Genomic DNA, 25,571 nt, shown 5'->3' with positions numbered 1-25,571 from the left:
GCCGGGGAAGTACACCTAGCGAAGCGGAAGGTGCGCGGCCGCGCGCTGGATCTGCGCGAGTGCGCCGGCGACCTTCGCGACGCTCCCGGCGAAGATCTCGGCACCGGCAGCCGCGGTCGCGCCGGTCGGGTCTCCGATCACACCGCTGGGCCCGAAGTCGTCGCTGGTCCAGCCGAAGGAGACGAACCCGCCGTTGAAGCGGATGTCGTCGAATTCGGCGAGCCAGTCCGGGACGTTGCGCGCGAAGGCGCCGGCGTCCACGAGATCGGGTCGCAGGTGCATCATCACACTGGTCTCGCAGAAGCCGGCATGGATGTCCATGCCGTTTTCCTGGCCGCCGTGCACCGTTCCGGCCGCATCCGTCCACGGCGCAGGGGCGCGAAGGGCTGCCGGCATGGCGAAGGTGCGCAGGCCGAACCTGCGCCGAAGCTCGCGACACGCGACCGCGAGCGGCCCGACGTTGCCGCCGTGACCGTTGACGAAGACCAGCGTGCGGGCGGCGGTCGCGGTGACCGAACGCCCGAGGTCGATGAGGGTCTGCATCATCGTCGACTCACTCAGCCACAGGGTGCCCGCCGACCAGTCGTGCTCGTCGGACTTCGTGATCTGCAGCGGCGGCAGGAGCCACGCATCGACGCCGGCATCGACCGCTCGCGCAACGGCCGCCGCCGCGACCTCTTCGGAGACGACCGCGTCGGTGTTCAGCGGCAGGTGCGCGCCGTGCTGCTCGATCGCACCGACCGGGACAACGAGCAGCGAGTCGGCGGTGATCCGCTTCTCGATCTCGGTGAACGGCAGAGTCGCGAAGGCGCGCGCACGGCGGCCCTCGTCGGTCGTGATCTCACTCATCTGATGCGTTCCTCTCCTACAGCGCCGGGGGCGCCGTCCAATTCCTGGGCCGAATCGTGCTCGACGCGCGTGCGCGCGATGACGCGTCCCCGACGGAACACGGTCCGTTCGGCGGGGGCGTAGGCGATCGCTTCTTCGATGGATACCGCCCGCACCGCCACCAGATCGGCCACCGCACCGACGTGCGGGCCCGCCGCGGGGAGCCCGAGCACGTCGCGCGCTCCGGTCGTCACGGCGGCGAGCGCGTCAGCAGGCGCGAGATGGGCGGCCGCGACGAGCAGGGATGACGTCTCGAACGGGTCGCAGCGCCCGACGGGGTTGAAGGGGTCGCGCACATTGTCTGCGCCGGCGGCGACGCGCACACCGGCCGCAGCAAGGGCGCCGATCGGGGCGATCCCGCGCCCCTGAGGACCGGTCGTGGCGGCATCCCGGCCCTGCAGGTAGAGGTTCGTGATGGGCAGCGCCACGACCCCGATGTCGGCATCGCGCAGCGCGGCGGCGACCTCGGCGAGGCGCTGCGGGCTGAACGTCGACAGCCGGCTGCAGTGGCTCGCCGTTCGGGGCTGTTCCCACCCGCGCGTCAATGCGGCGTAGGTGTCGATCGTGATCGGGCCGTCGAGGTTCTCGTCGGTGTGGATATCCATCCCGATGCCGCGCTCCGCGGCCAGCGCGACCAGCCGCTGGAGGTCCGCGATCGGGTCGGGGGAAAGGTGGGGCGCACCGCCGACAAGGTCGGCTCCGGCATCGAGTGCGGCCGCAAAGACCTCCGTGGGCTTGTCCGCAAGACCCAGGACGACGATCTGCAGGTCCAGCACCTCGGCGACGCGCTGCTTCACCCGGGCCAGGGCGCGGATGCCACGCACCGGGTCGTCACCGGGCAGAAGGTCAGCGTGCGTGCGGACCGCGGTGAAGCCGGCACGCACCATCCGGCGCAGTGTCGACAGCGCCCGACGTTCGATGTCGTCCTCGGTGAGGATCCCGGCGAAGTCGTGCCAACTGCGCACGGCCTTGGGCAGGTCACCGAGGGGCGGCTGAATCGCATCCCACGACTGGGACTTGTCGAGGTGGGCGTGCGGCTCGGCCGCCGCGGGGAGCAGCAGTGCGCCGTCAAGGTCGAGCACGGCGCCACCGGCCGAGCCCTCGAGGGATCCGGCCTCGTCGATCTCCGCCACGAGCCCGTCGACGATCCGCACGTCGACCAGCTCACCCGAGGCCAGCCGTGCACAATGCAGGAGTTCGGCGTTCATCGCCCGACCCTCCGATGCAGGTCCGCGGCGATCTCTCGCTCGCTATCCTGCACGAGCACGCCGTCTGCCACGACCTCGCGACCGGCCACGTAGACATCCCGCGGGCGCCTGCCGGGCGATGTCCACAACAGCCCCGCGACCACGTCGCCGACGCCGGCATCCGCGACACCAGAGACATCCCAGACGCAGAAATCCGCGGCAGAACCGGGGGTCAGCCGACCGAGTTCCGGTCGGCCGAGACCATCGGCGGAGCCCGCGGTCGCCATCGTGAGGACGTCCTCGGCCGTCAGTGCATGCCCCGACAAGGGAGAGACCTGCATCGCCAGACGAGCGTCCGCGAGCAGGTGCCCGGCGTCGTTGCTGCCCCCGCCGCTCGTGCCGAGACCGACGCGAACTCCTGCATTGTGCAACGCGCCGGCCGGAGCCACGCCCCACCCCATGACGACGTCGCAGCCGGGGGCGTGGGTGGCGGCGGCGCCGGATGCGGCGACCCGGGCCAGCTCGTCGTCGGTGATGGCGCAGAGGTGCGCGATCGTCACGTCGGGGGCAAGCCAGCCCCAGTCCTCGAGCAGGTCGAGGGGACGCCGACCGTAGCGCTCGCGGGCGATGTCGACGTCGACCACCTCGTTGGCCTGGGTGCGGCGCACCAGGCCGTAGCGGGCTGCGACCTCACCGAACAGGCGGAAGGTCTCGGGGCTGTCGGAGTGGACGCCGGCAGGGCCCACGCCGAGCTGCAGCGTGCCATCGGCGCTGATGCCGGTGCTCGTCCCGGGCAGCAGCGCGTTCACGATGTCCTCCGCCGAGGCGGCGGCGGTCTCGGGGTCGTCTGCGGCGCTCCCTCGCACGTGGACGAGGCGGATGCCGACCCCGGCGGTGCCATCGACGACGGCCTTCGCGATAGCGACGCTCGAGGCGTCCTTCGGCCAGTGCAGCTGATGGTCGGCGATCGTCGTCACGCCGTACAGGGCCGCCTCCGCGGCGCCGGCGCGGGCGGCAAGCCCCGCCAGTTCGGCATCCACCGCCGCGGCGGCGTAGGCGGCGTTCATGAGCTGCAGCCACTCGCGCATCGGCACACCACGAGTGCCGGGAAGTGTGCGGAAGGCGGTCTGCAGCAAGTGCGCGTGGGCGTTGACCAGACCCGGGGTGACGATGCAGCCCGCGGCGTCGATGATGTCGGCGGCGACGCCGGCGGGAAGCGCGTCGACGACCGTGCCGTCAATGACGACAAGATCACCTGTGCGCGAGGTTGCGCCGTCGACCACCACGGCCTCGGCACCACGGACGACCAGCGCGTGCGGGGTGGCAGCCTCAGACATCCAGCACCAGCCTCGGGCACGCGGCGCGCGAGACGCAGACCATCATGAGGGTGTTCTCGGCGCGCTCGCCGGGGGTCAGGATCGCGTCGCGATGGTCGACCTCCCCCTCGAGCACCATGGTCTCGCAGGTGCCGCACGTGCCCTCGCGGCAGGAGGAGACGACGAACACGTCGTTCTCCTCGAGCACCTCGAGCACGCTCTTGTCCTCCGGGACCGTGAGGACCTCACCCGAGGAGGCCAGCTCCACCTCGAAGGGTCCCGGCCGCACGGGTGCGGCCAGCTCGCCGGCCACGAACTGTTCGGTGTGCAGCACGCCCTCCTCCAGCCCCGAGGCCGCGTCGCCGAGCGCATCCAGGAGCCTGGTCGGCCCGCACGCCCAGATGCGGCCCTCGCCCCGCTCCGCGACAACGGCGGCGACATCCAGTCGTGCACCGGTCGAGGCGTCGTGGAGCCGCACGCGTTCGCCGTACGCATCGGCGAGCTCCGCCGCGAAGGCGGCCCGTGCGCCCGAACGCACGGCGTAGTCGAGGCTCCAGTCGGCACCGGTGGATGCCGCGGCGTGCACCATCGGCAGGATCGGCGTGATGCCGATGCCGCCGGCGACGAGACTGACCCGCTCCCCCGCCACGGGCGGGGTGAAAGCGAAGTGCGAGCGCGGGCCGCGCACCCGTATGATCTGGCCCGCGCTGAGATCGTGGGCGGCGACCGAGCCGCCGCGCCCCTCAGGTTCGCGCAACACCGCGATGCGCCAGAAGCCGCGTTCAGCCGGGACGCCGCACAGCGAATACTGGCGCTCGGTGCCGCCGGGCAGGCGCAGGTCGATGTGGGCGCCGGGCTCCCAGAGCGGCAGTGGGCGTCCGTTGGTCGGAACGATCTCGATCATCAGAATGTCGTCCGCGATCAGTTCGGTGCCCCGCACCTGCATCTCGCGCTCGACGTCGCTGAAGAAGCTCATTGCTCGTCATCCTCTCGGAAGGGGGTGCCAGTGGGAGAGATCCGCTCTTTCACGACGATGAGACGGTAGGCCGATCCGTCGATGCTCGCCCAGCGGTGCGGAAGACCTCCGGGGAAGTAGACGGAGTCGCCGGACGCGAGAAGGTGCTCACCGTGCTCGCCGAAGTCCACGCGCACCCGGCCGAACACGACGAAAACGAATTCGTCCTCATCGTGCGTGTAGAAATCCTCGTGCTCCTGCGACGACGAGCTGTAGTCCATCGGCGTGAAGCGGGTGTCGCCGGTGGCGAGGATGCGTGCGTGACCGCGGCCGTAGAGTCCGATCGGGCTGTCCGCGCGCGTCAGCTCGATGCGGGGCCCCGCACCGGCGGCGGTCGTCCCGCTGAGCAGTTCGACCTGACTCGATCCCAGCGCCCGCGCGATGCGCGCGAGCGACTCCAGGCTGGGGCTCGCGTGACCCCGTTCCACCTGGCTCAGGAACGAGTGGCTGAGTTCGGCGGCATCCGCGAGCTGCACGAGGGTGAGGCCGGCCGTCTTCCGGCGAGCACGGATGCTGCTGCCGAGCGCGCGGCTGTCACTCAGGTCCGTCGTCACGGGGCCTCCTCCAGAACCGGACACGCGGATGCACGCGTGATCCTGTCGGCGAGTGTAGCAAGACAAATTGTGTTTGCATCAACATTTGCGATCGTTTACTTGCCGGAAATCAGGACTGACGTATGCTTACCGTCGGTCTCATCAACATTCTCGAGAGTGGCTTCATGACTTCCCCGAACATCGACGAACTGGAAACACGCCTGCGCGCACTGCTCGGCGACCGCAACGTGTCGCGCGAACAGCGCATGCTCGAGCGCGCCTCTGTGGATGGCGCTCGCATGTCTCCGGTGATCAGCGAGCTTCTCCCCCTGGGCCACGCAGAGCTGGTCGCCTTCCCGACCGAGGCCGAGCAGGTGGGTCACGTCGTCGCTGCGGCGGTGGAGCTCGACATCCCCGTCACTCCGCGCGGCAAGGGCACCGGCAACTACGGCCAGGGAATCCCCAGCCACGGCGGCCTCGTGCTCGACTTCTCACGCCTTCGCACGATCGTCGAGGTGGGCGACGGAGTCGTCACGGCCGAGGCCGGCGTCACCTTCGTCGCCCTGGAGCAGGCCGTGCGCGAGTCCGGCCAGGAGCTGTGGATGTATCCCTCCACGCTGAACTCCACGCTCGGCGGGTTCCTGTCGGGAGGTTCGGGCGGCACCGGCACGATCGAGCACGGTGCCAACCACATGGGGTTCGTCGTGGCTCTGGATGTCGTCCGCGCCGATGGCGACCCGTCGCTGCACCACGTCGAGGGCGATGAGGCCCAGCACTACGTCCACAACTACGGCACGGCCGGCTTCATCGTCCGCGCCACCGTGCGGTTGGATCCACTCCACGACTGGCGCGGCCTCTACGCCTCGTTCGACGACTTCGCCACCGCGATCAGTGTGATCCGCGAGATCGGACGCCTCGAGCCCCTGCCGCGCCTGGTCTCCGCCGACACGGTCGAGGTCAGCCGCGCGCTGCCGGCCGACCCCGGCATCATCCACGGCCGGGCGAGCCTTCGCTCGATCATCCGCCCCGAGGCGATCCCCGCCGCCGTCGCTCTGACCGAAGGCGCGGGCGGGCGCATCGAAGAGGTGCGCGAGGGCGTGCAGGTCGCCGCGAAACTCAGCGCCATCAGCTACAACCACCCGATCGAGTGGCTCATGAAGACCCGCCCGGGCTTCTACTTCCACGTCGAGGTCGGCGGCGACACGCTCGTCGAGGCGATCGACGAGGTGCACGCCGCGGTGCCCGGCGGCGGGTACCTGCACATCGAAGCGGGCAACACCGTCCCCATCGGGATGCTCGCCGGCGAGTACCGCGGCCCGGAGGAGGTCTACGCGACCATCGCTCGCCTGGAGGCCATGGGGGTCGGCGTGCACAATCCCCACCAGTGGAACGTGGACTTCGAGTTGCAGCGCACGATCGAGATCGCCCAGGCGACAGACCCCAAGGGACTGCTCAACCCCGGCAAGCTGAACGCGGACTACACGGGGCCGGTCAAGGGAGCCATCCGCTGATGGGTGCGCCGAATTACACGCCGGGGGCCGCCGCCCCCGCGGGCCCGGTGCGCCTGGGCACCGAGCCCGCCGATCCGTTCGAGCTGCTCCGCGATTGGCTCCCCGCGAACGACGACCCGGTGCGCCCGCTCTCCACACTGGCGACGGTGGATGCCGAGGGCCTGCCGAACGCGCGGACCGTGCTGCAGTCTGCGCTGCTCGATGATGCCGTCACGATCCACACCGATGCCCACAGTCGCAAGGCGGCCGAGATCGCGGCCCACCCGAAGGCGGCGCTCGTCATCCCGTTCCCGCAGGTTTCCCGCCAGATCGTGCTGCGCGGCGCGATTGCCCGCTCTACGCCGGAGGAAGAGACCCTCGCCTACCAGCGCCGCAGTCGCTACCTGCAGGTGCTCGCCTGGCAGAACACGGTCGAGACCGCCCAGCTGCCCGAAGAGATGCGGCAACAGCTGTGGGGCGACTTCGATGCGCAGCATCGGACTCTCACGGCGCCGGAATCCTGGGCGGGCTACGCGCTGCGCCCGAGCGAGATCATCTTCTGGGAAGGCACGTCCGACGCGCCGAGCCGACGCGCCGTGTATCAGCGCGCCGGCTCCGGCTGGGTCATCCTCCACCTTCCGGGCTGAGACCTCAGGCCGTGCGCGGTACGCGGGCGCCGCGGTCCGCGCCGATGCCCACGCCGAGCAGCAGCACCGCGCTGGCGAGGTGCAGGAAGTGGTCGGGAGTGTTGAGCGCGAGGAAGTTGACCGGCGAGGCCACGAGGAAGAACCCCGCCACCCCGAGAAGCAGGTAGGCCGCGCCGATGATGATGTTCACGGCCTTCGCAGCACGAACGCCCGCAAGCCCCGCCACCAGGAGTGCGGCCCCGATCGCGATGTGGGCGATGTTGTGAGCCGGATTGACCATGAAGATCCCCAGCAGCATGCCACCCTCGTTGGCGAGGAATGCGACCCCTCCGGTCACGGCGAAGCCCAGCACCCCAACGAGCAGATAGACCGCACCGAAGACGATCGCGAGCAAACGGTTCAATGACGTACGCATGATTTCCTCCTGGACGGAGGCGACGATCTGCCGCCTCCGGGAGTTGTTCGGGGCGTACCCAGAATCGGATGGGAGACGATTTCCGAGGCTCAGGTCGTGATGACGAAAAGCGGCGTCGTCGTGGGTGAGCCGGTGGGCGAACCGCCGGCGGCTTCGACCGTCACGGCAATGGCGTCGCCCGAGACGAAACCGCCGGCCAGTTCCGCCACGACGGATCCATCGGTCGTGTCGAATGTTCCCGCGGGGATTGCCTCGTCGCCGCGAACGAACCACAGTTCGTACGTCTGGTCACTGGCCAGCGTGGGCATTCCGTCCGTGGTCAGCACCGCCTCGCCGAGTGAGGCCGACCAGTACGCCGTGGCCTGCGAACCGTCGTCCATCGTCACCGACGCCGACTGCGCATCCGCGGCGGCCTCGATCTTCTCGAGCGCGACCACGGCAGCCGGCGGCGCCGTCAGCGAGGAGACGACGAGCGTTCCGAGCCCGACCACCGCCACCAGCGCGATCGAGGCCGCGAGCGCGAACCATCCGCGCCGCCAGCTTCCCGTCGACGCCGACCCCACGGGTGCGTCGGATGCCGGCACGCCGGCGGGCGACGGAGCCTCCAGGCTCGCGAGAATGGCGGAACGCAGGGACGGGGGCGGCTCGACGTCGGGAGTCGCGTGTGCCAACAGCGCAGCGGTGTCCACCGCGGCAGCGACATGGTGTGCCCACTCAGGGTGTGACGCCTGAGCCTCCACAAAGACGTCGCGGTCATGATCCGACAGCGCGTTCAGCGCGTAGCCGGCCGCGAGCTCTTCGAATTCCTGCTCTGTCATGACGTCACCCCCAGTGCGCTCCTCAAGCGCGATATCCCGTCTCGCATTCTCGTCTTCACGGTTCCGAGCGGAGCTCCGACCATCGCGGCGATCTCACTCTGGCTGTAGCCGCCCCAGTAGGCGAGCGTGATCGCTTCACGCTGCGCATCCGGCAGCGCCTGTAGAGCATCCGCCACGCGCTGGCCCTCGATCTTCAACTCCACTTCTTCGGCGACCCCGTCATGAGCGACGTCGCGGTCCCGCATGCCCACGCGCACATCGCGATCAGTCGCCGTCTGGGACGAGCGGACCCGATCGACAGCCCTGCGGTGGGCAATCGTGAGAACCCATGATCTTCCTTGCCCCTTGTTCGGAGCGAAACGGGAGGCGGATTGCCAGATCTCGAGAAACACCTCTTGCAGCACCTCCTCGCTCTGCGCCCTGTCGACGAGCACCCGGAGGATGAGGCCGAACATGCGTGACGCGAGCGAGTCGTAGAGCGTGGCGAAGGCCGCGCGATCGCCCGACGCGATCGCTCCCAGCAGCTGTCCGACGTGGTCGGTCGACGACTCGCCGTCCTCGGGAACGTCCCACCCGTCGATGACCATTGCCCCAGCATGCCGCATCCGACGCGGACTCATCGGATCGTCCCTCCTCGAGAATCTCGGAAAATCTCCAATCCGATCTGTAGACGGCGTCGAACCCCCGGTATGCGCCACCTCCACGGCGCACCGAACCCGGCACCGGGGTCGGACCTGCAGAACCTGACGGTTCATGACAACGGAGGCAAGAAGAGATGTTCACCACGACGCGCACGTTCAAGGTCGGAGCAACGGCCATCGCCCTCGCATCGGCTTTCACCCTCGCCGCTTGTTCGAGCGGCTCCGGATCGATGACGACCGATGACATGTCCAGTGACGACATGTCCACTCCGATGGAGACCGAGGAGATGGACACGATGGATCCCGCCGCCTACCTGGTCGGTGCCGGCTGCGCCGACTATGCCGCCGCCGTCCCCGACGGCGCGGGCTCGGTCGAAGGCATGTCCCTGGACCCGGTCGCGACAGCGGCGTCCAACAACCCGCTGCTCACCACTCTTGTCGCGGCCGTCAGCGGAGGCGTCAACCCCGACGTCGACCTCGTCGACACCCTCAACAGCGGCGAGTACACCGTGTTCGCACCGGTCGACGATGCGTTCGCGAAGATCGACCAGGCCACGATCGACACGCTGGCCACCGACAGCGATCTGCTGACCTCGATCCTCACCTATCACGTGATCTCGGGTCAGATCCTGCCCGATGACATCGACGGCACCCACACCACGCTGCAGGGGTCGGATGTCGAGGTGACCGGCATGGGCGACGAGATCATGGTCAACGGCGAGGCTGCCGTCATCTGCGGCGGCGTCCAGACCGCCAACGCCACGGTGTACCTCATCGACACCGTTCTTCTCCCCCCGATGTGATCTCGTGAGATCACGCATCCTGGCCCCGGCCCTGGCCGCGGTCGCGGGACTGATCGCCGCGGGAACACTGCTGGCTGTCAGCGAGCTCGCCGCCCTGCCCCTGGCAGGCGCGGCGAGTCCGCTGTTGGCCGCGGGCTCCTTCGTGGTGGACATCGTGCCACGACCGCTCAAAGAGTTCGCGATCACGACCTTCGGCACCGCCGACAAGCCGGTCCTTCTGGCATCGCTCGGAGTCGCCGCGGGAGTCGCCGCCGCCCTCATCGGCATCCTCGCGCGTCACACACTGCGCTGGGCGCTGGTGCTTCTGGGCGCGGTGGGTCTTGTCGTCACCGTCCTCGTGGTCACGAGGGCAGGAGCCGGGCCACTGGATGCCATCCCCACCGCTCTCGGCACGATCGCCGCCGCCATCGTGCTGGCCGTGCTGATCCGACGCCTGCGTCCCCGCGAGGGGTCCACCACCGAGCAGGGCGTGGACCGGCGCGGGTTCTTCCTCATCGCGGGGGCCGCCGCGGCGGGTGCAGTGATCGTCGGTGTCGGCGCGCGGGCGTTGTCCTCGGTGCTGACATCCGTGCGGGCGGCGCGCGAAGCCCTCCGCATCCCCTCCCCGCGCACCACCGTCACCGTGCCCGCCGGGGCGGAATTCGATATTCCAGGGCTCACCCCCTTGTTCACGTCGAACGCCGACTTCTACCGCGTCGACACGGCATTGAGCGTGCCCGAAATCGACCCGGGCACGTGGCGTCTGCGCATCGACGGCCTCGTCGACCGCACGATCGAACTCGACCTGGACGACCTCTTCAGCATGGGGCTGGACGAATACGCGATCACCCTCACCTGCGTCTCCAACGAGGTGGGAGGAAACCTGGTCGGAAACGCCACCTGGCTCGGTGTGCCGGTGAGAGACGTCCTGCGGATGGCGGGCCCGCAGTCCGGCGCCGACATGCTGCTGTCGCGCAGCGTCGACGGCTACACCGCCAGCACGCCGCTCAGCGCCGTCACCGACGACGGCATCGACGCGATCCTCGCCGTGGCGATGAACGGCGAACCGTTGCCGCTGGAGCACGGCTTCCCGGTGCGGATGGTGGTGCCCGGCCTCTACGGCTACGTCTCTGCGACCAAGTGGCTCACGGGCCTCACCGTGACGACATTCGCCGACGACGAGGCGTATTGGACGCCGCGCGGATACAGCGCGCGAGCCCCGATGAAGTTCTCGTCTCGGGTGGACACCCCCAAGATCGGAAGCCCCGTGCCGGCGGGCACCGTCCCCATCGCGGGCGTCGCCTGGGCGCAGACCGTAGGTATCGAGCGCGTCGAGGTGCAGATCGATGACGGTCCGTGGCAGCACGCGCGGCTGTCGCAGGCCGTCAACAACGACACCTGGGTGCAGTGGATGCTTCCCTGGGAGGCGACGCCCGGCACCCACTACCTCACCGTGAGAGCGGTGAACCGCGATGGTGAGATGCAGATCGAAGAACCTGCACCGATCGCGCCGAACGGTTCGAGCGGCTGGCAGCGGACGCTGGTCACGGTCCGGTAGCGGTGCGACGTCTCACCGTCGCGGGTTCCTGGCGCTCCGCTCTCGCGGGACATCCAATCCGACGCGGATCCGGGTCAGACGCCGCTCCCGCACGATGAAGATCGCACCCACCAGCCACAGCGGGAGCTGCGTCAGGAAGGCGACGCGGAAAGCCTCCAGCGTGTAGGTGGCCGGGGTGCCCGCGCCCTGAAGATCGAGGGCGAGACCGATCAGGTAGACGGCGATGAGGGCCGCCAGGAACCCACCGACGTTCGTGATCCCGGTCGCCGTGCTGAGGCGGTGGGCCGGGTTGTGGGTTCGTGCGTGATCGAAGCCGATCATCGACGCCGGTCCGCCCATGCCGAGCGCGATCGCAAGGGCGAATAGCAGCCACAGCGGCGCCGGGCCGGGGTACGCGATGACCGCGACCCACGCGACCGCCTGGGCGATCACGGACGGCAGGACAAGCGCGCGCGACCGCAGATGCGGCACTCGCTGGGAGACCGCACCCATCACCGGCCCGAGCGCCATTCCCACAACGACATATGTCGAGAGCACCAGCGAGGCTTCTGCCACGGTTCGACCCTCTCCCGCGGTGAGGAAGGGCATACCCCACAGGATGACGAAGACGGTCCCAGCGAAAGGACTTGTGAAGTGCGACCAGAATGCGAGTCGTGTGCCGGGGTGCCCCCAGGCGGCCCGGATGCCGACGCCGGTGTCGACGGTGGAGGTGACGACCTTGATCGCCCCCGTGTCGGTGTTGATCGAGACGTCCTCGGTCAACGCCGGCGGATGGTTCCGCAGGACGAGGAGCATCAGGACGGCGAAGAGGATGCACAGCCCGGCGATGCTGCCGAACGTGATCGACCACGTGGTGGCGTGCAGGAGCGCCGCCAGCGGAATGACAGCCACGAGCTGCCCGGACAGGCCGATGATCCCCGTCAGCTGGGTCATCACAGGGGCACGCTGCGCGGGGAACCAGGTCGCGATCAGACGCACGAGCCCGGGGAAGATCGCGGCATCTCCCGCGCCCAGCAGCACGCGGGCGAGGAGGGCCACGGCGACGTTGGGGGAGACCGCGATGAGAAGCTGGCCGATCGCCATCAGGACCATGCCGATGACCATGATGGGGCGCGATCCGAAGCGGTCCAGCAGCACGCCGATCGGAATCTGCATGCCGCCGTAGACGCCCAGCTGGACGACCGCGAACAGGGACAGCGTCGAGGCATCCACCCCGAACCGGTCTGCGGCATCCACCCCGACAGCGCTCAGCGACGTGCGGTTCATCACCGCCAGGACGTAGCCGGCGACCGCGACCGACCAGATCAGCCATGCCTGCCACCGCGGGCCCAGCGACGCGGGGCGAGCGACGGATGTCACAGGACAACGCTACTGCGGCCCAGAGCACTCGGCGCCGATTCCCGAGCGCGACGCCGAGGTCAGCGCTCTCACAGAGGCCCTGCCATCGCACCTATGCTGAGCCCGGAGAGGGGATGGCAGTGGACAACGAGGACAGCGCCGCGGCGGTTGCACCGGCCGGCAACGACCGCCTGCGCGACCAGCTGCACGATCTCCTCGCCGCGCTCTCGAACACCGTCGCGTTGCGCGGCCTGGTCTGTGTCGCCGTCGGTCTGGTCGTCCTCCTGCTTCCGGATGCCACGACCACGGTCGTCAGCGGCATCGTCATCATCCTGCTCGCACTCGCCGGGCTGGCCGACATCTTGTACTCACTCACCGGTATCCGCTGGTTCGGCCATCGAGCGAACCGATGGCTCACCGCCCCTCGGGGGCTCGCCTCCCTTCTGTTCGCCGTCATTCTGGGCTTCCTCGTCTGGGCCGGTGCCGGCGATGCCACGCTCGCCCTGACGGTCGGCGTCCTGGGGATCTATGTCGGGCTGCGGGGCCTGGTCGCCATCATCGGCGCCCTGGGGCGGCGGAAGACCCGCGACCCGCTCCCGGGGATCGCCGGCGGCGCGCTCGCGGTCATCGCCGGCGCGCTTGCCTATCTCGTGCCGGATTCGATCACGACGACGGTCATCATCTCCGCCGCCGTCGCGTCCCTCATCGTCGGGCTGCTGCTGATCTCATGGAGCCTTCGCCGCGCCTCGCGGGGGACGAGCCTCGACCCGGCCACGGCGTCGATCCCCGATCTGCTGTGGGATTGGATCGAGGGGTCAGACATCGGGCGCAAGGAACGGGCCGAGCAGGCCCGCGGGCTGTACTTCGAGCAGCCGCAGCAGCTGACGAAGCTCGGCACCTGGTGGGTGATGCTCGCCCTCTCCGTCGCGATCGCCTCCTTCGCCGTTCTGGCCGACTCCACCGCCGTGGTCATCGGCGCCATGCTCGTGGCACCCCTCATGACGCCGATCCTCGGACTTGCAGGCGCCCTTGTGAACGGGTGGGGTCGGCGCGCGGTCGAGTCGGGCATCCTCGTCGCAGCGGGGGCGCTCGTGGCGGTGATCCTCGCGTACGGGATCGCCGCCTGGTCGCCGGTGGCGATCGCGTTCTCGACGAACTCGCAGATCGTGTCGCGGGTCTCGCCCAACACCGTGGACATGCTGATCGCGCTGGCAGCCGGCGCCGCCGGCGCATTCGCCACCGTCAACTCCCGTGTCGCCAGCGGAATCGCGGGGGTCGCGATCGCGGTGGCACTGGTCCCCCCACTCGCCGTGGTCGGCATCTGCCTCAATGGCGGACGGTTCGACGAGGCCGGCGGTGCAGCGCTGCTCTTCCTCACGAACTTCGTGGCGATCGTGCTGGCCGCCGCGGGTGTCTTCGTCATCACCGGGTTCGCACGACCCTACGCGCTGCGCAACCGCCCGCGGCAGATCCTGCAGACCGTCGCGCCGTTCGTGGCCCTGGCAGGGATCGTGCTGCTGCCGCTCATGCTGACCTCCGAGGGCCTCCTGCAGAACGCGACGAGCGTGCGCGCCGCGCAGAACACCGTCGAGGAGTGGCTGGGCGAGGACAGCTCTTTCGTCGTGTCCTCCGTGACCGTGTCATCGTCCGAGATCGAAGTGACGATCACGGGACCCGGAACTCCCCCGGCGGCGGAAGAGCTTGCGGCCGCGTTGCAGGACGACTTCTTCGAACCGGTCGCGCTGACACTGACCGTCGTGCCGATCGATGTGACGGTCGTTCCCGCCCCGACCGGATAGGAACGGCGAGGATCCGGGAACGCCGGCACCCGACATCACGCCGCGATGTCGCCGAAGCCTCGCTCACGGTACAGCTCGATGCTTTCTCGCAGCGCCGCGAGCACGTAGGGAGGAAACTCCATTCCCTGTTCGTTCGCCCACAGTAGCTGCGCTTCGATGCGCCCCACTTCGCGTGCGTACTTGGCGAGGTCGGCGTCGAAGCCCAACGCCGACACGACGCCGCCCATCTGCGCGCGGTACCTGTCTTGCCCGTTGGTCCCGACGAGGTTGTACGTCTTCTGCCGCAGCACGCGGGCGAGATAGAGCTGCCACGGGCGCAACGCCCCGCTGCGGATGAGCTCGGTCGCGCTCATCCGATAGAACGCGAAGTGTCCCGGCTCCTGGCGTCGGATCGGCGCGATGATCGTGTCGGCGATGGCGGGCTCGGCCATCTCTTCCATCCCGGCGTGGATGACGTTGTAGGCCAGCACCGCCTGACGTTCCGTGCTGGCTCCCGTGAGGTAGTAGAGCAGCCGGGCGACATCCTGGATGGAGGAGAAATGGGCGAGCGCACCCATGATCTTCATCTTGTACGAGACCTCGAGCTGCGGCTCGGCCGCCGGGCGACCGAGATCCTGCTGCAGACGATCGAGGATCAGCCCGTGCTGGATCTCCTGTGGCTGCCAGACGTCCGCGTAGAACATCCGATCGACCTCACTCACATCGGGCAGGAGGACCAACAGCTCGAGGACGTTGCGGTCCACCTCCAGCTCGACGCGCGCCAGGTAGTCGATGACGTGCCCGTACCGATCAGCGACAGTCTGCGGGTCGCGGATGAACCGGTCGACCGAGTCCAGCTCTATCGGCGGGTGCTCTTCTCCCAACCGCTGGACATGCTCGCGAATGCGCTGATCGCTGCTCGGATGCGTCATGTCCGCCCCAGAACCTCCGCCGCGGCGTTCATCGGGCGTGAGGTGCGTCGGCGATCAGTTCCCCGAGGTTCTCGCGCATCCAGTCACACCAGATCTGCACCGTCCGCCACCGGGTGCGGATGGCATCGAGGGCGTCCGGCGTCCACATCCAGTCCGCCGGCGCCTCGCTACGACCGATCGCGAGGCGTGTGAGCCTGAGCAGGTGGATACGGGGGTGATCGGCGGTGAAGCCGCGCGGCGCGGTCCGCAGCGCACCGTCGGTCATCAGTGTGAAACCCGCCTCGCCGACCTCCTCGAGGGTTGCCTCGAGGTCACCGAACAGGCGGACATCATCGACGATCTCGCGAAAGCGCTTGATCGCGGGCGTCGGCACGGCGTAAGAGCCTCCGCCCACGAGGAGCCCGTCGTCGCTGAGCTGCATGTAGTGGGCGATGGGGGTGCGCGAGACCAGTCCGATGTGCAGCTTGTACGGCGACTTGTCGGCGCTGAAGCGCACGTCACGGTAGGGGCGGAAGATCTTCACGGGACCGAACTCGCCGGCAAGTTCTTCGCCGATCGCCTCGAACGGCGCGCGCACGTGCTCGTCGTAGCGCGCTTTGTTCGCCGCCCACCACTTCTTCGTGTTGTTGTCGCGCAGTTCAGCGTAGAACGCCACCGCGTCCGGGTTCAGCCCGTCGAAGCTCATGCGGCGATCGTAGACCGCCGGCGCGACATCCCGCCGGACTATCGTCGAAGGGATGAGCCGCCCCTACCCCGCCACGATCGCGGCCGGTGTCGACCGTGAGCTCGTGATCCGCAAGTCGCGCTTCATCGCGCGGGTCGAGCCGGTGGGTTCGGTCGATGAGGCGGATTCCGTCATCGCGGCGGTCCGGAAGCAGTATTGGGATGCCCGACACAACTGCACGGCGATGGTCACTGGTCTCTGGGGCGACCAGGCTCGATCATCGGATGATGGCGAGCCCTCGGGGACGGCGGGGATCCCGATGCTCGAGGTGCTGCGGCGCCGGGAGCTCACGGATGTCGTGGCCGTGGTGACGCGCTACTTCGGCGGGATCAAGCTCGGCACGGGTGGTCTCGTCCGCGCATACTCAACAGCGGTCTCGGATGCCCTCGACGAGGCGCGGCTGGTTCGAAGGCTCGCACTCACACAGGTGCGAATCGATGTGTCCCACGCGGAGGCGGGACGCTTCGACAACCTGCTGCGGGACTGGGCGCAGCGCTCAGGCGCGACGCTCGGTGAGACGACGTATACGGCGCACGCCACCCTTGAACTCTGGGCGCCCGCCGCTGCCCTCAACGCTCTGCGCGATGAGATCGCGGCGGCCTCCGCAGGCAGCATCGCAGCCGTGGTGGGCGGCGAGCGCATCGTGGATGTCGCGGACTGAGCCCGCGCGCTTCGCGGTCGGCTCAGTCGATCAATTCGGTCGGCGCCCACGCAGGCCATGTCGCTCGCCCGTCGAGACTCCCGCCTCGGTAGGACGCCACCGGCCGGAAGGGCGTGGACGCCCGGCTGTTGTCGAAGATCTCGGTGCGATCCGCGATCTCTCGCGCCCGGGCGATCAGAGCCCAGAGCCTCGCATGGCGCTCACGGATCTTGTGCTCAGGCACGTCGTGGCCGCCATCCCGCACTCGCTCCGCGACCCGTCGCACGCTCAGCTCGACCGGCACCATCATCACGTGCAGATGAACGAGGTAGCCCCGTGCACTCGCGGCTTCGACGAGCGCGTTCTTGCTGGGGTGGCTGAACACCGTCTCGGTGATGAAGGACTCTCTGCGGGCGAGGAGCTCCTCACGCATGACCGCCGCAGCGTCCGATGCCTCCCGCGCGTGGGTCAGCTGCGCACCGGGCCAGCGCTCGGCGGCGATGACATCCGCGTTGATGAAGGGCAGATGCGTGATCGGCTGCAGCACCTCAGCGACGTACGTCGACTTGCCAGAGCCGTTGGGCCCGGCGAGAAGGTGAAGGACCGGCACTGATCAGTGCGTGTTCTCGCCGCGAGTGACAACCTGGCCGTCGTCGTCGACCTCCGACCAGGTGCGCCCCTGTTCTTGGAAGCGTCGAGCGAGGTTCAGCGCAGCGCGGCGCTTCTGGATCTCCTCGTCCCAGGTGTTGCGCACCACGGCCTGCTCATGTTCACCGAGGTCGTCGTATGACCCGCGCCCCTCCAGAACACGGCGGATGTCGACAAGACTCGCCGTGGGCGAGGCTTCAAGCTCTCTCCCGAGACGCGCCCAGTGTGCGAGCTGCTGGGCCGCACTCCGGCTCGCTGTTGCACCCGCTGCTCGCGCAGCCTCGAACAATTCGCCATCCACTCGCGTGGGCATCGTCCCAGCCATGGGCCAATTGTAGCAATCTGCTACGTGGTTGTCGCGGACTGGTCCACCTTCACGGAAGCTTCACCGTCCCCGCGGTTCTGGCTTCACGGCGGTCGAGTTGTCTGTATCTCGACAGACACCGACCCCTTGAGGTGAGAGACATGAACAAGACAACCCGTACCGCCACCGCCGTGAGCCTGAGTGCCCTCGTCGCGTTGGGGCTGACCACCGGCGGCGCGCTCGCCGCCTCCGCCACCGTCGCCGACACGGCGGCCGCGGCATCCGTGTCCGAGGACATGGACATGACCCTCGCGTACATGCGCGAAGAGGAGCGCCTGGCCCGTGACCTGTACGCGGCCATCGCCGAGTACTACGACGGCGCGCGCCCGTTCAGCATGATCACCAACAGCGAAGACCACCACTTCGACGCGGTCGGCACGCTGCTGGAGACCTACGACATCGACGACCCGTCCGCGGGTCTTGCCGCCGGCGTCTACGCCGATGACGAGCTGCAGGCTCTCTACGACGAGCTGCTCGCCAAGTCGCAGACCTCGATCGAGGCCGCCTACGAGGTGGGCATCACCATCGAGGAGACCGACATCGTCGACCTGCAGGCCGCACTCGCCTTCGACTACCCGAGCGACGTCGACGCGGTTCTCCAGAACCTGCTGAACGGCTCCGAGAACCACCTCGCCGCTTACACAGCGGCAGCCGACGGCACCACCGTCAGCGGCAGCGGGTCGATGCGCTCGGGCACCGCGTCCAAGCGCGGCCAGGGATCGATGGCAGGTCGCAGCACGCAGAACACTGCGAACGCCCAGCATCGCGACGGTGACGATGACTGCATGGCCGACGCCAGCTGACTCTCACCGATCGACGGAGCCGGTCAGGACCCTCGGTCCTGGCCGGCTCCGTCGTGCAGCGGGAGTCCGATGACGAACGCGGCACCCCGACCCGGCCCATCCGACTCCGCCATCAGCTCCCCTCCGTGCGCACGGACGATGCCACGGGCGATCGTGAGCCCCACACCTGAACCCGACGCCCCGCCGCGCCGGCCCGGGACGCGGTAGAAGCGCTCGAAGATGCGATCGAGGTCGGCCTCCGCGAGGCCTTCGCCGGTGTCGGCGACGGTGATCTCGGCCCTGGCGCCGCGCGTCGCGACATCCACCGAGATGCTCCCGCCCTCCCCCGTGGCGCGCACTGCGTTGCCGATGAGGTTGGTGATGACCTGCCCGATCCGGTCGGGGTCGACCAGCACCGGAACGGGGTCGTCCGCCACTGTGACCGTGAGGTGGATGTCGGCATCCTCCGCCTGTGGACGCAGGCGCTCCGCGACCGCGGTCACGAGCATCCCCAGCTCAATCGGGACCTCCGCCAGGCCCAGCCGCCCCTCTTCGGTGCGCGAGAGCGCCGAGAGGTCGTCCGACAGGCGGCGCAGTCGCCGCACCTCGTCGCTCACCTTCGCGAGCTGCTCGGACTCGGTCGGCAGGATGCCGTCGATCATGCCCTCGACGTACCCGTCGATCACCGTGAGGGGCGTGCGCATCTCGTGCGCAACCTCCCCCAGCAGGCGGGTGCGACGCTTCTCGGTCTCGGCGAGCGCCCGCCCCAGGGTGTTCACATCGTCGGCGAGCGCCGCGAGCTCCTGCTCGCGGGGCGCGACGACGCGAACGTCGTAGTCTCCCTCGGCGATGCGCTGCGTCGCCTCAGACATCTCGCGCAGCGGCCGCGACAGCCGCGTCGCCAAGAAGATCCCGGCCGCGGTCGCGGCGAGCACGCCGACGACCAGTCCCACCAGCAGGGCCTGGCTGACCGCGATCGTGACATCGGTCAGCAGCTGCTGGCGCGTCCCCGAGCCGCTGCCGTTGCCCATCGATCCGGTGCCGGTCCCCATCCCCATCTGCCGGTCGAAGATCAGCGGCGCGAGGATCAGCACGACGACAAACGTGGCAACCCCGCCGAGGAGGGCCACGATGAGGTGCGAAAGCACCAGGCGGGTGCGAAGGCGTGTCATGGAGCATCCTCGGGTTCGAGCAGGAACTTGTAGCCGACACCTCGCACGGTGCCGATCACTCCGGGGTTGGTCGCGTCGTCGCCGAGCGCGCGACGGAGGCTGCGGATGTGCACGTCGACCACCCGCTCATCGCCGTAGAAGTCGTACCCCCACACCTCTTCGAGCAGCTGCGCCCGGGAGAAGACCCGCCCGGGAGAGGATGCCAGCGCCCGCAGCAGGTCGAACTCGAGCGCCGACAACGCCGTGGGGGCGCCATTCACCGTGAGTTCGTGGCGCTCGGGGTCGATTGTGAGCCCGACGAAGCGCAGCACCGGGCCATCCGCCAGAGCGGGGGCACCGGGCTCATCGCGCATCCGCCGCAGCACCGTCCGCACCCGGGCCGCGACCTCCCGCGGGCTGAACGGCTTGCGGATGTAGTCGTCCGCGCCGGTCGAGAGCCCGATGAGGGCATCCGCCTCCTCCGCGCGGGCGGTGACCAGGATGACGTACACATCGGAGGTTCGTCGGAGGGTGCGCAGCACCTCGAGCCCGTCGATGTCGGGCAACTGGATGTCGAGGAGGACGAGGTCGGGCGCTGTGCCGTCGGTCGCGAGAACCCGGTCGAGCGCATCCGCACCCGTCGAGGCCTCGGTGACGAGGTTGCCGTCGGCTTCGAGGTAGCCGCGCAGGACGATGCGGATCTCCTTCTCGTCATCGACGACGAGCACGCGACGCGCCATCCTCGACCTCCTCGCCGGCGGGTGCTGTCCACGCTACTCGCGGGGCGGCAGGTTGCGACGGACGAAGGTCACCGCCGCCATCGGGCGCGATCACCTGCAGCCAACTCCTCAGATCTGGGCTGTTCGGCCGCCCCAGCGGCTCATCCGGGCCTACGAACGCCGAATGTGAGGAGTTAGCGACAGCGGGGCGCCGGGGCGCAGGCCGGCGAGACCGCGCGGGTCAGTCGACCGGCAGTCGGACCACGGCACGCGCGGCGCTGATCTCCTGGCCGGTGCGCGTCGCATCCCACCCGTGCGCGGCGGCCATGATGTCGGCAGCGCGCTGGAGCACGGCATCTCCGGGGTCTCCGACGCACCCGATGCCAGTGCGCCGCAGCAGCACGTCGGTGAGGTGCTGGGGAGCCTCGTGCGCCACGGCGTAGGCGACCGTCGCCAGCGGCTCGCCGTCGGAGGTCACTCGCTCGGCCAGGCTCGGATCGCTCTCGATGAGGGTCAGGATGTCGCGCGCACGGGTGCCGTAGTGGGCCATCAGCAGGTCGGCGGCATCCTGGGCAAGGCCCACGGCGGCAGCCTCGCGGCGGATCAGCGACTGCTCGACACCCCGGTCCGCGATATCCCCGCCCGGCAGCGGAAGGCGGGCGGAGCTGCTGGGCGCGACGGTCATACCGGTCCGCCCGATCCGGTCGACCACCCGCTCGGCGAACTGCCGCGATGTCGTGTACTTGCCGCCGATCGCCGAGAACAGGCCCGGCACACCGTGGTCGACCAGATCGGAGGCGCGCGAGGCGCGATAGGTGTCAGCACCGGTCGACTCGGCGAGGGGTCGCAGACCCCCGTACGCGGCGGTGACATCCTCGATGCCGATGGGCTCGGGGAGACGCGCCCCGCTGTTGATCTGGTCGATGAAGGTCTCGATCGACCGCAGGGACAGTCGCCAGTCGGCGACGGCGCCCGTGTACGGGGTCTCGGTGGGGCCGATGAGGCTGCGATCTCGCCACGGCGCGACGCTGAAGTGGCCGCCGGATGAGACGGTGAGCACCATCGTCTCGCCGAGGCGCCTGGTCACGAGGTAGATGCCTTCCGAGCGCACCTCGGGGGCGGGCGGAACGACGCCGCGCAGCTCCGGTGTCGAGGCGAGGAAGTCATGCGAGAACGATCCGGTCGCGTCGATCGTGACAGCAGCGCTGATCTCCCCGCCTGTGCCGTCTTCCTGCACCACGCGCGCTCCAACCACCCGCCCGGCGCGAACAAGGAGCGCGTCTGCCCGGGTGTACGTCGCGATCGTGGCACCCTGTGCCGCTGCCGCCTCGGCGAAGGCGAGCGTCAGCCGCTCGGGCGAGAGCATCATCGCGTCGTAGTAGAGGATGCCTCGCCGCGTCCACTCCAGCCCGCGCTCGTCGAGCTCTGACCTCGACAGCGATCGGTGCGCCGGAATGTGCGAAGCCGGATCGGGGATGCGATTGCGATCGGCCGAGAGCGCGTCGTAGGCGGTGAGCCCGAGGTGCTCGACGATCCCAGGCTCGGGGAGGACCATGCCGATCGGGCGGACGAGGTGCGGGGCGACGCGCATGAGGGTGCGCCGCTCGGCGAGGGACTCGCGCACGAGCCGGATCTCAAGGTTCTTCAGGTAGCGGAGCCCGCCGTGGATGAGCTTGCCCGTGGCGGCGCTGGTCGCTCCCCCGATGTCGGAGGCTTCGACGAGCGCGACACTCAGCCCACGGCTGGCCGCTTCGTAGGCGATCGCGACGCCGGTGATGCCGCCCCCGACGATGAGGACATCGACGGTGCCGTCAGGGAGGGAACGCCGCAGACTCACGAAGCCGCCAGGTCCTTGCGGATTCCCGCGAGCATGCGCTCCCGCTCCGACGGGATGTCGAGCATGCCCAGGCGCAGCACGCGAGCGGCGATCTCCCATCGGTCGAGCTCGGTCACGGTGACGGTGCCGGCCTTCAGGTATTCGCCGAGGTAGTACTTCAGCAGCACCCGACGAACGGCCGAATAGACGACCTGCATGGGCAGCGAGGTGCCAGGAAAGAGCTCCGCCTCGCGGAACAGCAGACGAGTCAGGGCGACATCCGACGCGGCCTGCCCGCGCACCGCGGTCTGCCAGTCGATGACGACCGGGCCTTGTCCTGTCGGTGCGTCCTCGAGGACGAAGACGTTCTGCGGATGGAAGTCGAGGTGCACCACCGTGTCGCCGTCGGGAAGCGCCCGGATGCGGCGCGCCACCTCGGCCCGCTCCTGTGGCGTCAGCGCGGAAAGCGGCGGAGTCTCCAGCAGCTCGACGGCGAAGTCGCGCACATCGGGGAGGCGGTCGGTGTGGGCGCTGTGCACCCGCAGGTGCTCGGTCGCAAGCGTCCGCCCGACCTCGGGCAGACGCAGGATGTTGCGCTCGGCGAGGGTCGTCAGCGGCACCCCGGTGATCCGATCCAGCACGATGCCGTGGCGGCCGTCCTCCTCGGTCAGGCCGTAGCAGCGCACGGGGGTGAGTCCGAGCTCGAACGCGACCTCAGAGGCGGCTGCCTCCTGAGCGACCGACTCTGCGTCGATGCCCTCGAAGGCGAGCTTGACGACGCGGTTCGGACCGAGGGCGAACACCTCGGCAGAGCGCCCGTGGGCGAGCGGCTGCTCGGCGATGGCGTTCATGCGTCGACCCGCTTGGTGCGGCCGTAGTCGATGCGGGTCGCGGCCTCGATCACGCTGCGCTGCTGCGCGGCATCCAGCACGCGCGGCTCGCCGATCGACCGAGCCCGCCAGTACAGCTCGCAGATCCACTCGGTCAGCAGCGCGTTCGACACCGCCTGCGCGAGGTCGGCGCCGAGGGCGACGGCCCCGTGATTGGCCATGAGGGCCGCGAGCCGTCCATCGAGGGCGCCGCCCACCGCCTGGGCGAGTTCGGGGCTGCCGAACGGGTGGAAGCCCGCGACCCGCACTGATCCGCCGAGCAGCAGCTGCTGATAGTGGACCACGGGGACCTCGTCGAGGACGAGCGAGAGACTCGTCGCCAGCGGCGAGTGGGTGTGGACGACTGCGCCGACCGCTTCGGCAGGTGCGGCGCGCAGGATGCCGAGGTGCAGCCCCGTCTCGGATGTCGGTGCGAGTTGGCCATCGATGATCTCGCCGTCCATCGAGACGATCGTGACCTGTTCGGGAGTGAGCTCCGCGAGCACGGCCCCGGTCGCGCTGATCGCGACGTGGTCGCCGACGCGGGTGCTGACGTTGCCCGCTGTGCCGACGACGAGCCCGGCCGCTGCCAGGGTTCGGGATGCCTGGACGACCGCGGCGCGCGCGGATTCGTATGGTGACGACGTTGTCATGGCGCTAGCATTGCGACATCGCAGAACCAAAGTCAAGTTTGATTTCTTATGACCCTCGATCTCAGCGTTGAGCCCGACTGGAGCCGCATCCCGCTCCAGCGTCAGCCACGCCAGCAGCGATCGCGCGACAAGGTCGCGCGGGCTCTGGCCGCGGCATCCCGCATTGCGAGTGACGAGGGCGTCGATGCCCTGACCCTCCCTCGCGTGGCCGACGACGCCGGCGTGAGCGTGGGCGCGCTCTACCAATACCTCCCCGACCGGGAGGCGATCGTGCGTGCACTGGTGGACGAGTACCACGCGCGCTTGGAGACGCTGATGGCCGAGACGGTTGCGCTGACGCGAGCCAGCACCCCACCCGCTGACCCGATCGCACACGTGATCGGCGCTGTCATCGAGATCTATCGGGACCGCGGCGCTGCGCGCGGCCTTGCCACCGCCTCGGGTCCGGAGATCGATGCGGATCGCCGCGACCACAAGACTCGGATGGCCGCCGCGACCGCCGAGCTGCTGAGCGCGAGCGGGCTGGCAGCCGACGGCGCAGACGCGCAGGCCCGTGCGCGCATCGCCTTTCTCACCGCCGACGCCGTGCTGCACGACGCCTTCGCCGCACCGCCTGAGGTCCGTGAGCGGCTGCTGGGCGAGCTGCGCGATCTGTTGCACCGCTACCTTCGACCCTGACCCAGAGCCCCTCTGCCCCAGCCACCCACAAGGGAGTCACCGTGACCCAGTCAGATCCCACCCGCCGACCAGTCGCCGTCATCACCGGCGCGAGTTCAGGCCTCGGGCGCGGATACGCCACGGAGTTCGCGGCGCGGGGCGCGGACGTCGTCCTCATCGCCCGCCGCGCCGAGCGCCTGGAAGAGCTCGCTGCGACCCTCCGCTCACTCCATGGCGTCGCGGTGGATGTCCTCCCCGCCGATCTCGCCGATCCCGCTGCACCACAGGTCATCGCCGATCGCCTGGGCGAACTCGGCGTCCGAGCGACGGCGTTGGTGAACTGCGCCGGTTTCGGCACGGCGGGCCTTTTCGAGAACGAGGACCCGGCGCGCATCGCCCAGGAGATCGCGGTGGATGTCACCGCGCCCACGCTGCTCGCGCGGCTGCTCATGCCCGATCTGCTGGCGGCCGAGCGCGGCATTCTGCTCATGGTCTCGAGCACGGCCGGACATCAGCCGACCCCGAACCTCGCGGTCTACGGCGCGTCGAAGGCCTTTGTCACCTCGCTCACCGCCGCGATCTGGCGCGAGAACCGCGGCAGCCGCTTGCGTGTGCTGGCCGTGTGCCCCGGTCCCACCGCGACCGAGTTCTTCGAGGCGGCGGATTCGCGGCAGTTCGTCGTGGGCCGCATCGGCACGATCGCCGAGGTGGTCTCGGCGAGCTTCACCGCGCTCGATCGACACTCAGGGCCGGTCCGCACGATCGGGTTCGGCAACATCGCGCGCTCGGTCGGCGCGAAGTTCGCCCCGCGCCGCCTCACGCTGATGGTCGGCGACAAAGCAACTTCGGGCAAGAAGTAGCAGCCAGAGCCTCACCTCTCACGCGAACGGTCACAACACGCCGTCTGTGACGCATGAGCGACGACAGATTGCGACCTCTCGCGATGAGTGCGCAAGAGATCATGCCGGCACCGTGAGCGGACCGGGAGCGCGAAGCCGTCGCAGCACCCGCGCCTCGACCATGGCCGGGATGAAGTGACGCAGGCGCGCGCCGGTGAGTGCCGCCACTTCTTCCGCGATCATCGATCGAACCTCATCCTCGTCCGCCCAGGGGATGCGACGGACGAGCCGGTCAACGGCGTGGCCCAACGCCTCGTACTCGTCCCTCGGGTTCGTCGCACTCACCCCATCAGAATGCGCCCACGCGTGGG

General features: G+C 69.3%; 28 protein-coding genes. 9 read left to right on the top strand and 19 right to left on the bottom strand.

The annotated features are described in order from the left end of the window. Positions 1-15: 15 nt before the first annotated feature. The 5 genes from ABD206_RS12880 to ABD206_RS12860 are packed head-to-tail and all read right to left on the bottom strand — an operon-like array spanning position 16 to position 4,960. Positions 16-849, bottom strand: a complete 834-nt coding sequence (locus ABD206_RS12880; protein WP_344073228.1) for a creatininase family protein — start codon at positions 847-849, stop codon at positions 16-18. Then, complete coding sequence (locus ABD206_RS12875; RefSeq protein ID WP_344073226.1) at positions 846-2,096, bottom strand: amidohydrolase family protein; 1,251 nt, start codon at positions 2,094-2,096, stop codon at positions 846-848. The genes ABD206_RS12880 and ABD206_RS12875 overlap by 4 nt, the downstream gene beginning before the upstream one ends. After that, positions 2,093-3,412, bottom strand: a complete 1,320-nt coding sequence (locus ABD206_RS12870; RefSeq protein ID WP_344073223.1) for an amidohydrolase family protein — start codon at positions 3,410-3,412, stop codon at positions 2,093-2,095. The genes ABD206_RS12875 and ABD206_RS12870 overlap by 4 nt, the downstream gene beginning before the upstream one ends. Next, complete coding sequence (locus tag ABD206_RS12865; protein WP_344073221.1) at positions 3,405-4,367, bottom strand: PDR/VanB family oxidoreductase; 963 nt, start codon at positions 4,365-4,367, stop codon at positions 3,405-3,407. The genes ABD206_RS12870 and ABD206_RS12865 overlap by 8 nt, the downstream gene beginning before the upstream one ends. After that, entirely contained in the window at positions 4,364-4,960 is a 597-nt protein-coding gene (locus ABD206_RS12860; RefSeq protein WP_344073219.1) for a helix-turn-helix domain-containing protein, read from the bottom strand. Before ABD206_RS12860 ends, ABD206_RS12865 begins: the two co-directional genes overlap by 4 nt. Positions 4,961-5,124: 164 nt before the next feature. Here ABD206_RS12860 and ABD206_RS12855 point away from each other — a divergent pair, with 164 nt between their 5' ends. Then, a complete protein-coding gene (locus tag ABD206_RS12855) occupies positions 5,125-6,450 on the top strand; it encodes an FAD-binding oxidoreductase (RefSeq protein ID WP_344073216.1) in 1,326 nt (441 codons plus the stop codon). Next, positions 6,450-7,076: a pyridoxamine 5'-phosphate oxidase family protein gene (locus ABD206_RS12850; protein WP_344073213.1), complete on the top strand. Its 627-nt coding sequence runs from the start codon at positions 6,450-6,452 to the stop codon at positions 7,074-7,076. The genes ABD206_RS12855 and ABD206_RS12850 overlap by 1 nt, the downstream gene beginning before the upstream one ends. 4 nt (positions 7,077-7,080) lie before the next feature. Here ABD206_RS12850 and ABD206_RS12845 read toward each other — a convergent pair whose 3' ends face one another. The 3 genes from ABD206_RS12845 to sigK all read right to left on the bottom strand — a co-directional run bounded on the left by ABD206_RS12845 (position 7,081) and on the right by sigK (position 8,896). Next, the gene (locus ABD206_RS12845) at positions 7,081-7,491 is read right to left on the bottom strand and encodes a DUF4383 domain-containing protein (protein ID WP_344073211.1); all 411 of its coding nucleotides are present in this window, start codon (positions 7,489-7,491) and stop codon (positions 7,081-7,083) included. Between the two features lie 89 nt (positions 7,492-7,580). Further along, positions 7,581-8,309 (bottom strand): anti-sigma factor, encoded by a 729-nt coding sequence (locus tag ABD206_RS12840; RefSeq protein ID WP_344073209.1) that lies wholly within the window; start codon positions 8,307-8,309, stop codon positions 7,581-7,583. Next, positions 8,306-8,896 carry an ECF RNA polymerase sigma factor SigK gene (gene sigK, locus ABD206_RS12835; protein ID WP_344073207.1) on the bottom strand — a complete coding sequence of 197 codons (591 nt, stop codon included), beginning with the start codon at positions 8,894-8,896 and terminating at the stop codon, positions 8,306-8,308. The genes ABD206_RS12840 and sigK overlap by 4 nt, the downstream gene beginning before the upstream one ends. A gap of 188 nt (positions 8,897-9,084) precedes the next feature. Between sigK and ABD206_RS12830 the strand changes: the two genes are divergently transcribed. Further along, the gene (locus tag ABD206_RS12830) at positions 9,085-9,753 is read left to right on the top strand and encodes a fasciclin domain-containing protein (RefSeq protein ID WP_344073205.1); all 669 of its coding nucleotides are present in this window, start codon (positions 9,085-9,087) and stop codon (positions 9,751-9,753) included. 4 nt (positions 9,754-9,757) lie between these two features. Further along, complete coding sequence (locus ABD206_RS12825) at positions 9,758-11,290, top strand: molybdopterin-dependent oxidoreductase (RefSeq protein WP_344073203.1); 1,533 nt, start codon at positions 9,758-9,760, stop codon at positions 11,288-11,290. A 12-nt stretch (positions 11,291-11,302) separates the two neighbouring features. On the opposite strand, the gene ABD206_RS12820 is transcribed toward ABD206_RS12825, so the two are convergent. Then, a complete protein-coding gene (locus tag ABD206_RS12820) occupies positions 11,303-12,649 on the bottom strand; it encodes an MFS transporter (RefSeq protein ID WP_344073201.1) in 1,347 nt (448 codons plus the stop codon). Between the two features lie 113 nt (positions 12,650-12,762). On the opposite strand from ABD206_RS12820, the gene ABD206_RS12815 reads away from it, so the two are divergent. Next, the gene (locus ABD206_RS12815; protein ID WP_344073199.1) at positions 12,763-14,427 is read left to right on the top strand and encodes a DUF389 domain-containing protein; all 1,665 of its coding nucleotides are present in this window, start codon (positions 12,763-12,765) and stop codon (positions 14,425-14,427) included. Between the two features lie 35 nt (positions 14,428-14,462). Here ABD206_RS12815 and ABD206_RS12810 read toward each other — a convergent pair whose 3' ends face one another. Both ABD206_RS12810 and ABD206_RS12805 read right to left on the bottom strand, forming a co-directional pair. Further along, positions 14,463-15,338, bottom strand: a complete 876-nt coding sequence (locus tag ABD206_RS12810; RefSeq protein WP_344073197.1) for a GTP-binding protein LepA — start codon at positions 15,336-15,338, stop codon at positions 14,463-14,465. 28 nt (positions 15,339-15,366) lie between these two features. After that, complete coding sequence (locus tag ABD206_RS12805) at positions 15,367-16,023, bottom strand: DUF2461 domain-containing protein (protein ID WP_344073194.1); 657 nt, start codon at positions 16,021-16,023, stop codon at positions 15,367-15,369. A gap of 52 nt (positions 16,024-16,075) precedes the next feature. Here ABD206_RS12805 and ABD206_RS12800 point away from each other — a divergent pair, with 52 nt between their 5' ends. Beyond that, a complete protein-coding gene (locus tag ABD206_RS12800; RefSeq protein WP_344073192.1) occupies positions 16,076-16,723 on the top strand; it encodes an IMPACT family protein in 648 nt (215 codons plus the stop codon). Positions 16,724-16,745: 22 nt separating this feature from the next. Here ABD206_RS12800 and ABD206_RS12795 read toward each other — a convergent pair whose 3' ends face one another. After that, positions 16,746-17,312, bottom strand: coding sequence for an ATPase (locus ABD206_RS12795; protein ID WP_344073190.1), 567 nt, complete (start codon positions 17,310-17,312; stop codon positions 16,746-16,748). A 3-nt stretch (positions 17,313-17,315) separates the two neighbouring features. After that, a complete protein-coding gene (locus tag ABD206_RS12790; RefSeq protein ID WP_344073188.1) occupies positions 17,316-17,675 on the bottom strand; it encodes a TA system antitoxin ParD family protein in 360 nt (119 codons plus the stop codon). 140 nt (positions 17,676-17,815) lie between these two features. Between ABD206_RS12790 and ABD206_RS12785 the strand changes: the two genes are divergently transcribed. Further along, entirely contained in the window at positions 17,816-18,517 is a 702-nt protein-coding gene (locus ABD206_RS12785; protein ID WP_344073186.1) for a DUF2202 domain-containing protein, read from the top strand. Positions 18,518-18,540: 23 nt separating this feature from the next. On the opposite strand, the gene ABD206_RS12780 is transcribed toward ABD206_RS12785, so the two are convergent. From ABD206_RS12780 to ABD206_RS12760, 5 genes are all read right to left on the bottom strand, one after another. After that, positions 18,541-19,668 carry a sensor histidine kinase gene (locus ABD206_RS12780; RefSeq protein ID WP_344073184.1) on the bottom strand — a complete coding sequence of 376 codons (1,128 nt, stop codon included), beginning with the start codon at positions 19,666-19,668 and terminating at the stop codon, positions 18,541-18,543. Beyond that, a complete protein-coding gene (locus ABD206_RS12775; protein WP_344073182.1) occupies positions 19,665-20,387 on the bottom strand; it encodes a response regulator transcription factor in 723 nt (240 codons plus the stop codon). Before ABD206_RS12775 ends, ABD206_RS12780 begins: the two co-directional genes overlap by 4 nt. A gap of 220 nt (positions 20,388-20,607) precedes the next feature. Further along, the gene (locus ABD206_RS12770; RefSeq protein WP_344073180.1) at positions 20,608-22,203 is read right to left on the bottom strand and encodes a glycerol-3-phosphate dehydrogenase/oxidase; all 1,596 of its coding nucleotides are present in this window, start codon (positions 22,201-22,203) and stop codon (positions 20,608-20,610) included. Continuing rightward, positions 22,200-23,033, bottom strand: coding sequence for an aminoglycoside phosphotransferase family protein (locus ABD206_RS12765; RefSeq protein WP_344073178.1), 834 nt, complete (start codon positions 23,031-23,033; stop codon positions 22,200-22,202). Before ABD206_RS12765 ends, ABD206_RS12770 begins: the two co-directional genes overlap by 4 nt. Continuing rightward, on the bottom strand, positions 23,030-23,704 hold the full coding sequence (locus ABD206_RS12760; protein WP_344073176.1) for a class II aldolase/adducin family protein: 675 nt from the start codon (positions 23,702-23,704) through the stop codon (positions 23,030-23,032). Before ABD206_RS12760 ends, ABD206_RS12765 begins: the two co-directional genes overlap by 4 nt. Positions 23,705-23,752: 48 nt before the next feature. Between ABD206_RS12760 and ABD206_RS12755 the strand changes: the two genes are divergently transcribed. Together ABD206_RS12755 and ABD206_RS12750 are read left to right on the top strand one after the other, a co-directional pair. Then, entirely contained in the window at positions 23,753-24,382 is a 630-nt protein-coding gene (locus tag ABD206_RS12755) for a TetR/AcrR family transcriptional regulator (protein ID WP_344073174.1), read from the top strand. A 41-nt stretch (positions 24,383-24,423) separates the two neighbouring features. Next, positions 24,424-25,221, top strand: coding sequence for an SDR family NAD(P)-dependent oxidoreductase (locus ABD206_RS12750; protein WP_344073172.1), 798 nt, complete (start codon positions 24,424-24,426; stop codon positions 25,219-25,221). Positions 25,222-25,320: 99 nt separating this feature from the next. Here ABD206_RS12750 and ABD206_RS12745 read toward each other — a convergent pair whose 3' ends face one another. Continuing rightward, positions 25,321-25,545 carry a three-helix bundle dimerization domain-containing protein gene (locus tag ABD206_RS12745; protein WP_344073170.1) on the bottom strand — a complete coding sequence of 75 codons (225 nt, stop codon included), beginning with the start codon at positions 25,543-25,545 and terminating at the stop codon, positions 25,321-25,323. Between the last annotated feature and the right edge of the window lie 26 nt (positions 25,546-25,571).

This window comes from Microbacterium sediminicola (assembly GCF_039531125.1).
GTDB classification, from domain to species: Bacteria; Actinomycetota; Actinomycetes; order Actinomycetales; family Microbacteriaceae; genus Microbacterium; species Microbacterium sediminicola.
This window is presented reverse-complemented; position numbering and strand designations above follow the sequence as displayed.

Bases quoted from the DNA above. Each gene is read 5' to 3' on its own strand.
- ABD206_RS12880 (WP_344073228.1), bottom strand. From the start codon at position 849: ATGAGTGAGATCACGACCGACGAGGGCCGCCGTGCGCGCGCCTTCGCG.
- ABD206_RS12875 (WP_344073226.1), bottom strand. From the start codon at position 2,096: ATGAACGCCGAACTCCTGCATTGTGCACGGCTGGCCTCGGGTGAGCTG.
- ABD206_RS12870 (WP_344073223.1), bottom strand. From the start codon at position 3,412: ATGTCTGAGGCTGCCACCCCGCACGCGCTGGTCGTCCGTGGTGCCGAG.
- ABD206_RS12865 (WP_344073221.1), bottom strand. From the start codon at position 4,367: ATGAGCTTCTTCAGCGACGTCGAGCGCGAGATGCAGGTGCGGGGCACC.
- ABD206_RS12855 (WP_344073216.1), top strand. From the start codon at position 5,125: ATGACTTCCCCGAACATCGACGAACTGGAAACACGCCTGCGCGCACTG.
- ABD206_RS12850 (WP_344073213.1), top strand. From the start codon at position 6,450: ATGGGTGCGCCGAATTACACGCCGGGGGCCGCCGCCCCCGCGGGCCCG.
- ABD206_RS12845 (WP_344073211.1), bottom strand. From the start codon at position 7,491: ATGCGTACGTCATTGAACCGTTTGCTCGCGATCGTCTTCGGTGCGGTC.
- ABD206_RS12840 (WP_344073209.1), bottom strand. From the start codon at position 8,309: ATGACAGAGCAGGAATTCGAAGAGCTCGCGGCCGGCTACGCGCTGAAC.
- sigK (WP_344073207.1), bottom strand. From the start codon at position 8,896: ATGGTCATCGACGGGTGGGACGTTCCCGAGGACGGCGAGTCGTCGACC.
- ABD206_RS12830 (WP_344073205.1), top strand. From the start codon at position 9,085: ATGTTCACCACGACGCGCACGTTCAAGGTCGGAGCAACGGCCATCGCC.
- ABD206_RS12815 (WP_344073199.1), top strand. From the start codon at position 12,763: ATGGCAGTGGACAACGAGGACAGCGCCGCGGCGGTTGCACCGGCCGGC.
- ABD206_RS12810 (WP_344073197.1), bottom strand. From the start codon at position 15,338: ATGACGCATCCGAGCAGCGATCAGCGCATTCGCGAGCATGTCCAGCGG.
- ABD206_RS12805 (WP_344073194.1), bottom strand. From the start codon at position 16,023: ATGAGCTTCGACGGGCTGAACCCGGACGCGGTGGCGTTCTACGCTGAA.
- ABD206_RS12800 (WP_344073192.1), top strand. From the start codon at position 16,076: ATGAGCCGCCCCTACCCCGCCACGATCGCGGCCGGTGTCGACCGTGAG.
- ABD206_RS12790 (WP_344073188.1), bottom strand. From the start codon at position 17,675: ATGGCTGGGACGATGCCCACGCGAGTGGATGGCGAATTGTTCGAGGCT.
- ABD206_RS12785 (WP_344073186.1), top strand. From the start codon at position 17,816: ATGAACAAGACAACCCGTACCGCCACCGCCGTGAGCCTGAGTGCCCTC.
- ABD206_RS12780 (WP_344073184.1), bottom strand. From the start codon at position 19,668: ATGACACGCCTTCGCACCCGCCTGGTGCTTTCGCACCTCATCGTGGCC.
- ABD206_RS12775 (WP_344073182.1), bottom strand. From the start codon at position 20,387: ATGGCGCGTCGCGTGCTCGTCGTCGATGACGAGAAGGAGATCCGCATC.
- ABD206_RS12765 (WP_344073178.1), bottom strand. From the start codon at position 23,033: ATGAACGCCATCGCCGAGCAGCCGCTCGCCCACGGGCGCTCTGCCGAG.
- ABD206_RS12760 (WP_344073176.1), bottom strand. From the start codon at position 23,704: ATGACAACGTCGTCACCATACGAATCCGCGCGCGCCGCGGTCGTCCAG.
- ABD206_RS12755 (WP_344073174.1), top strand. From the start codon at position 23,753: ATGACCCTCGATCTCAGCGTTGAGCCCGACTGGAGCCGCATCCCGCTC.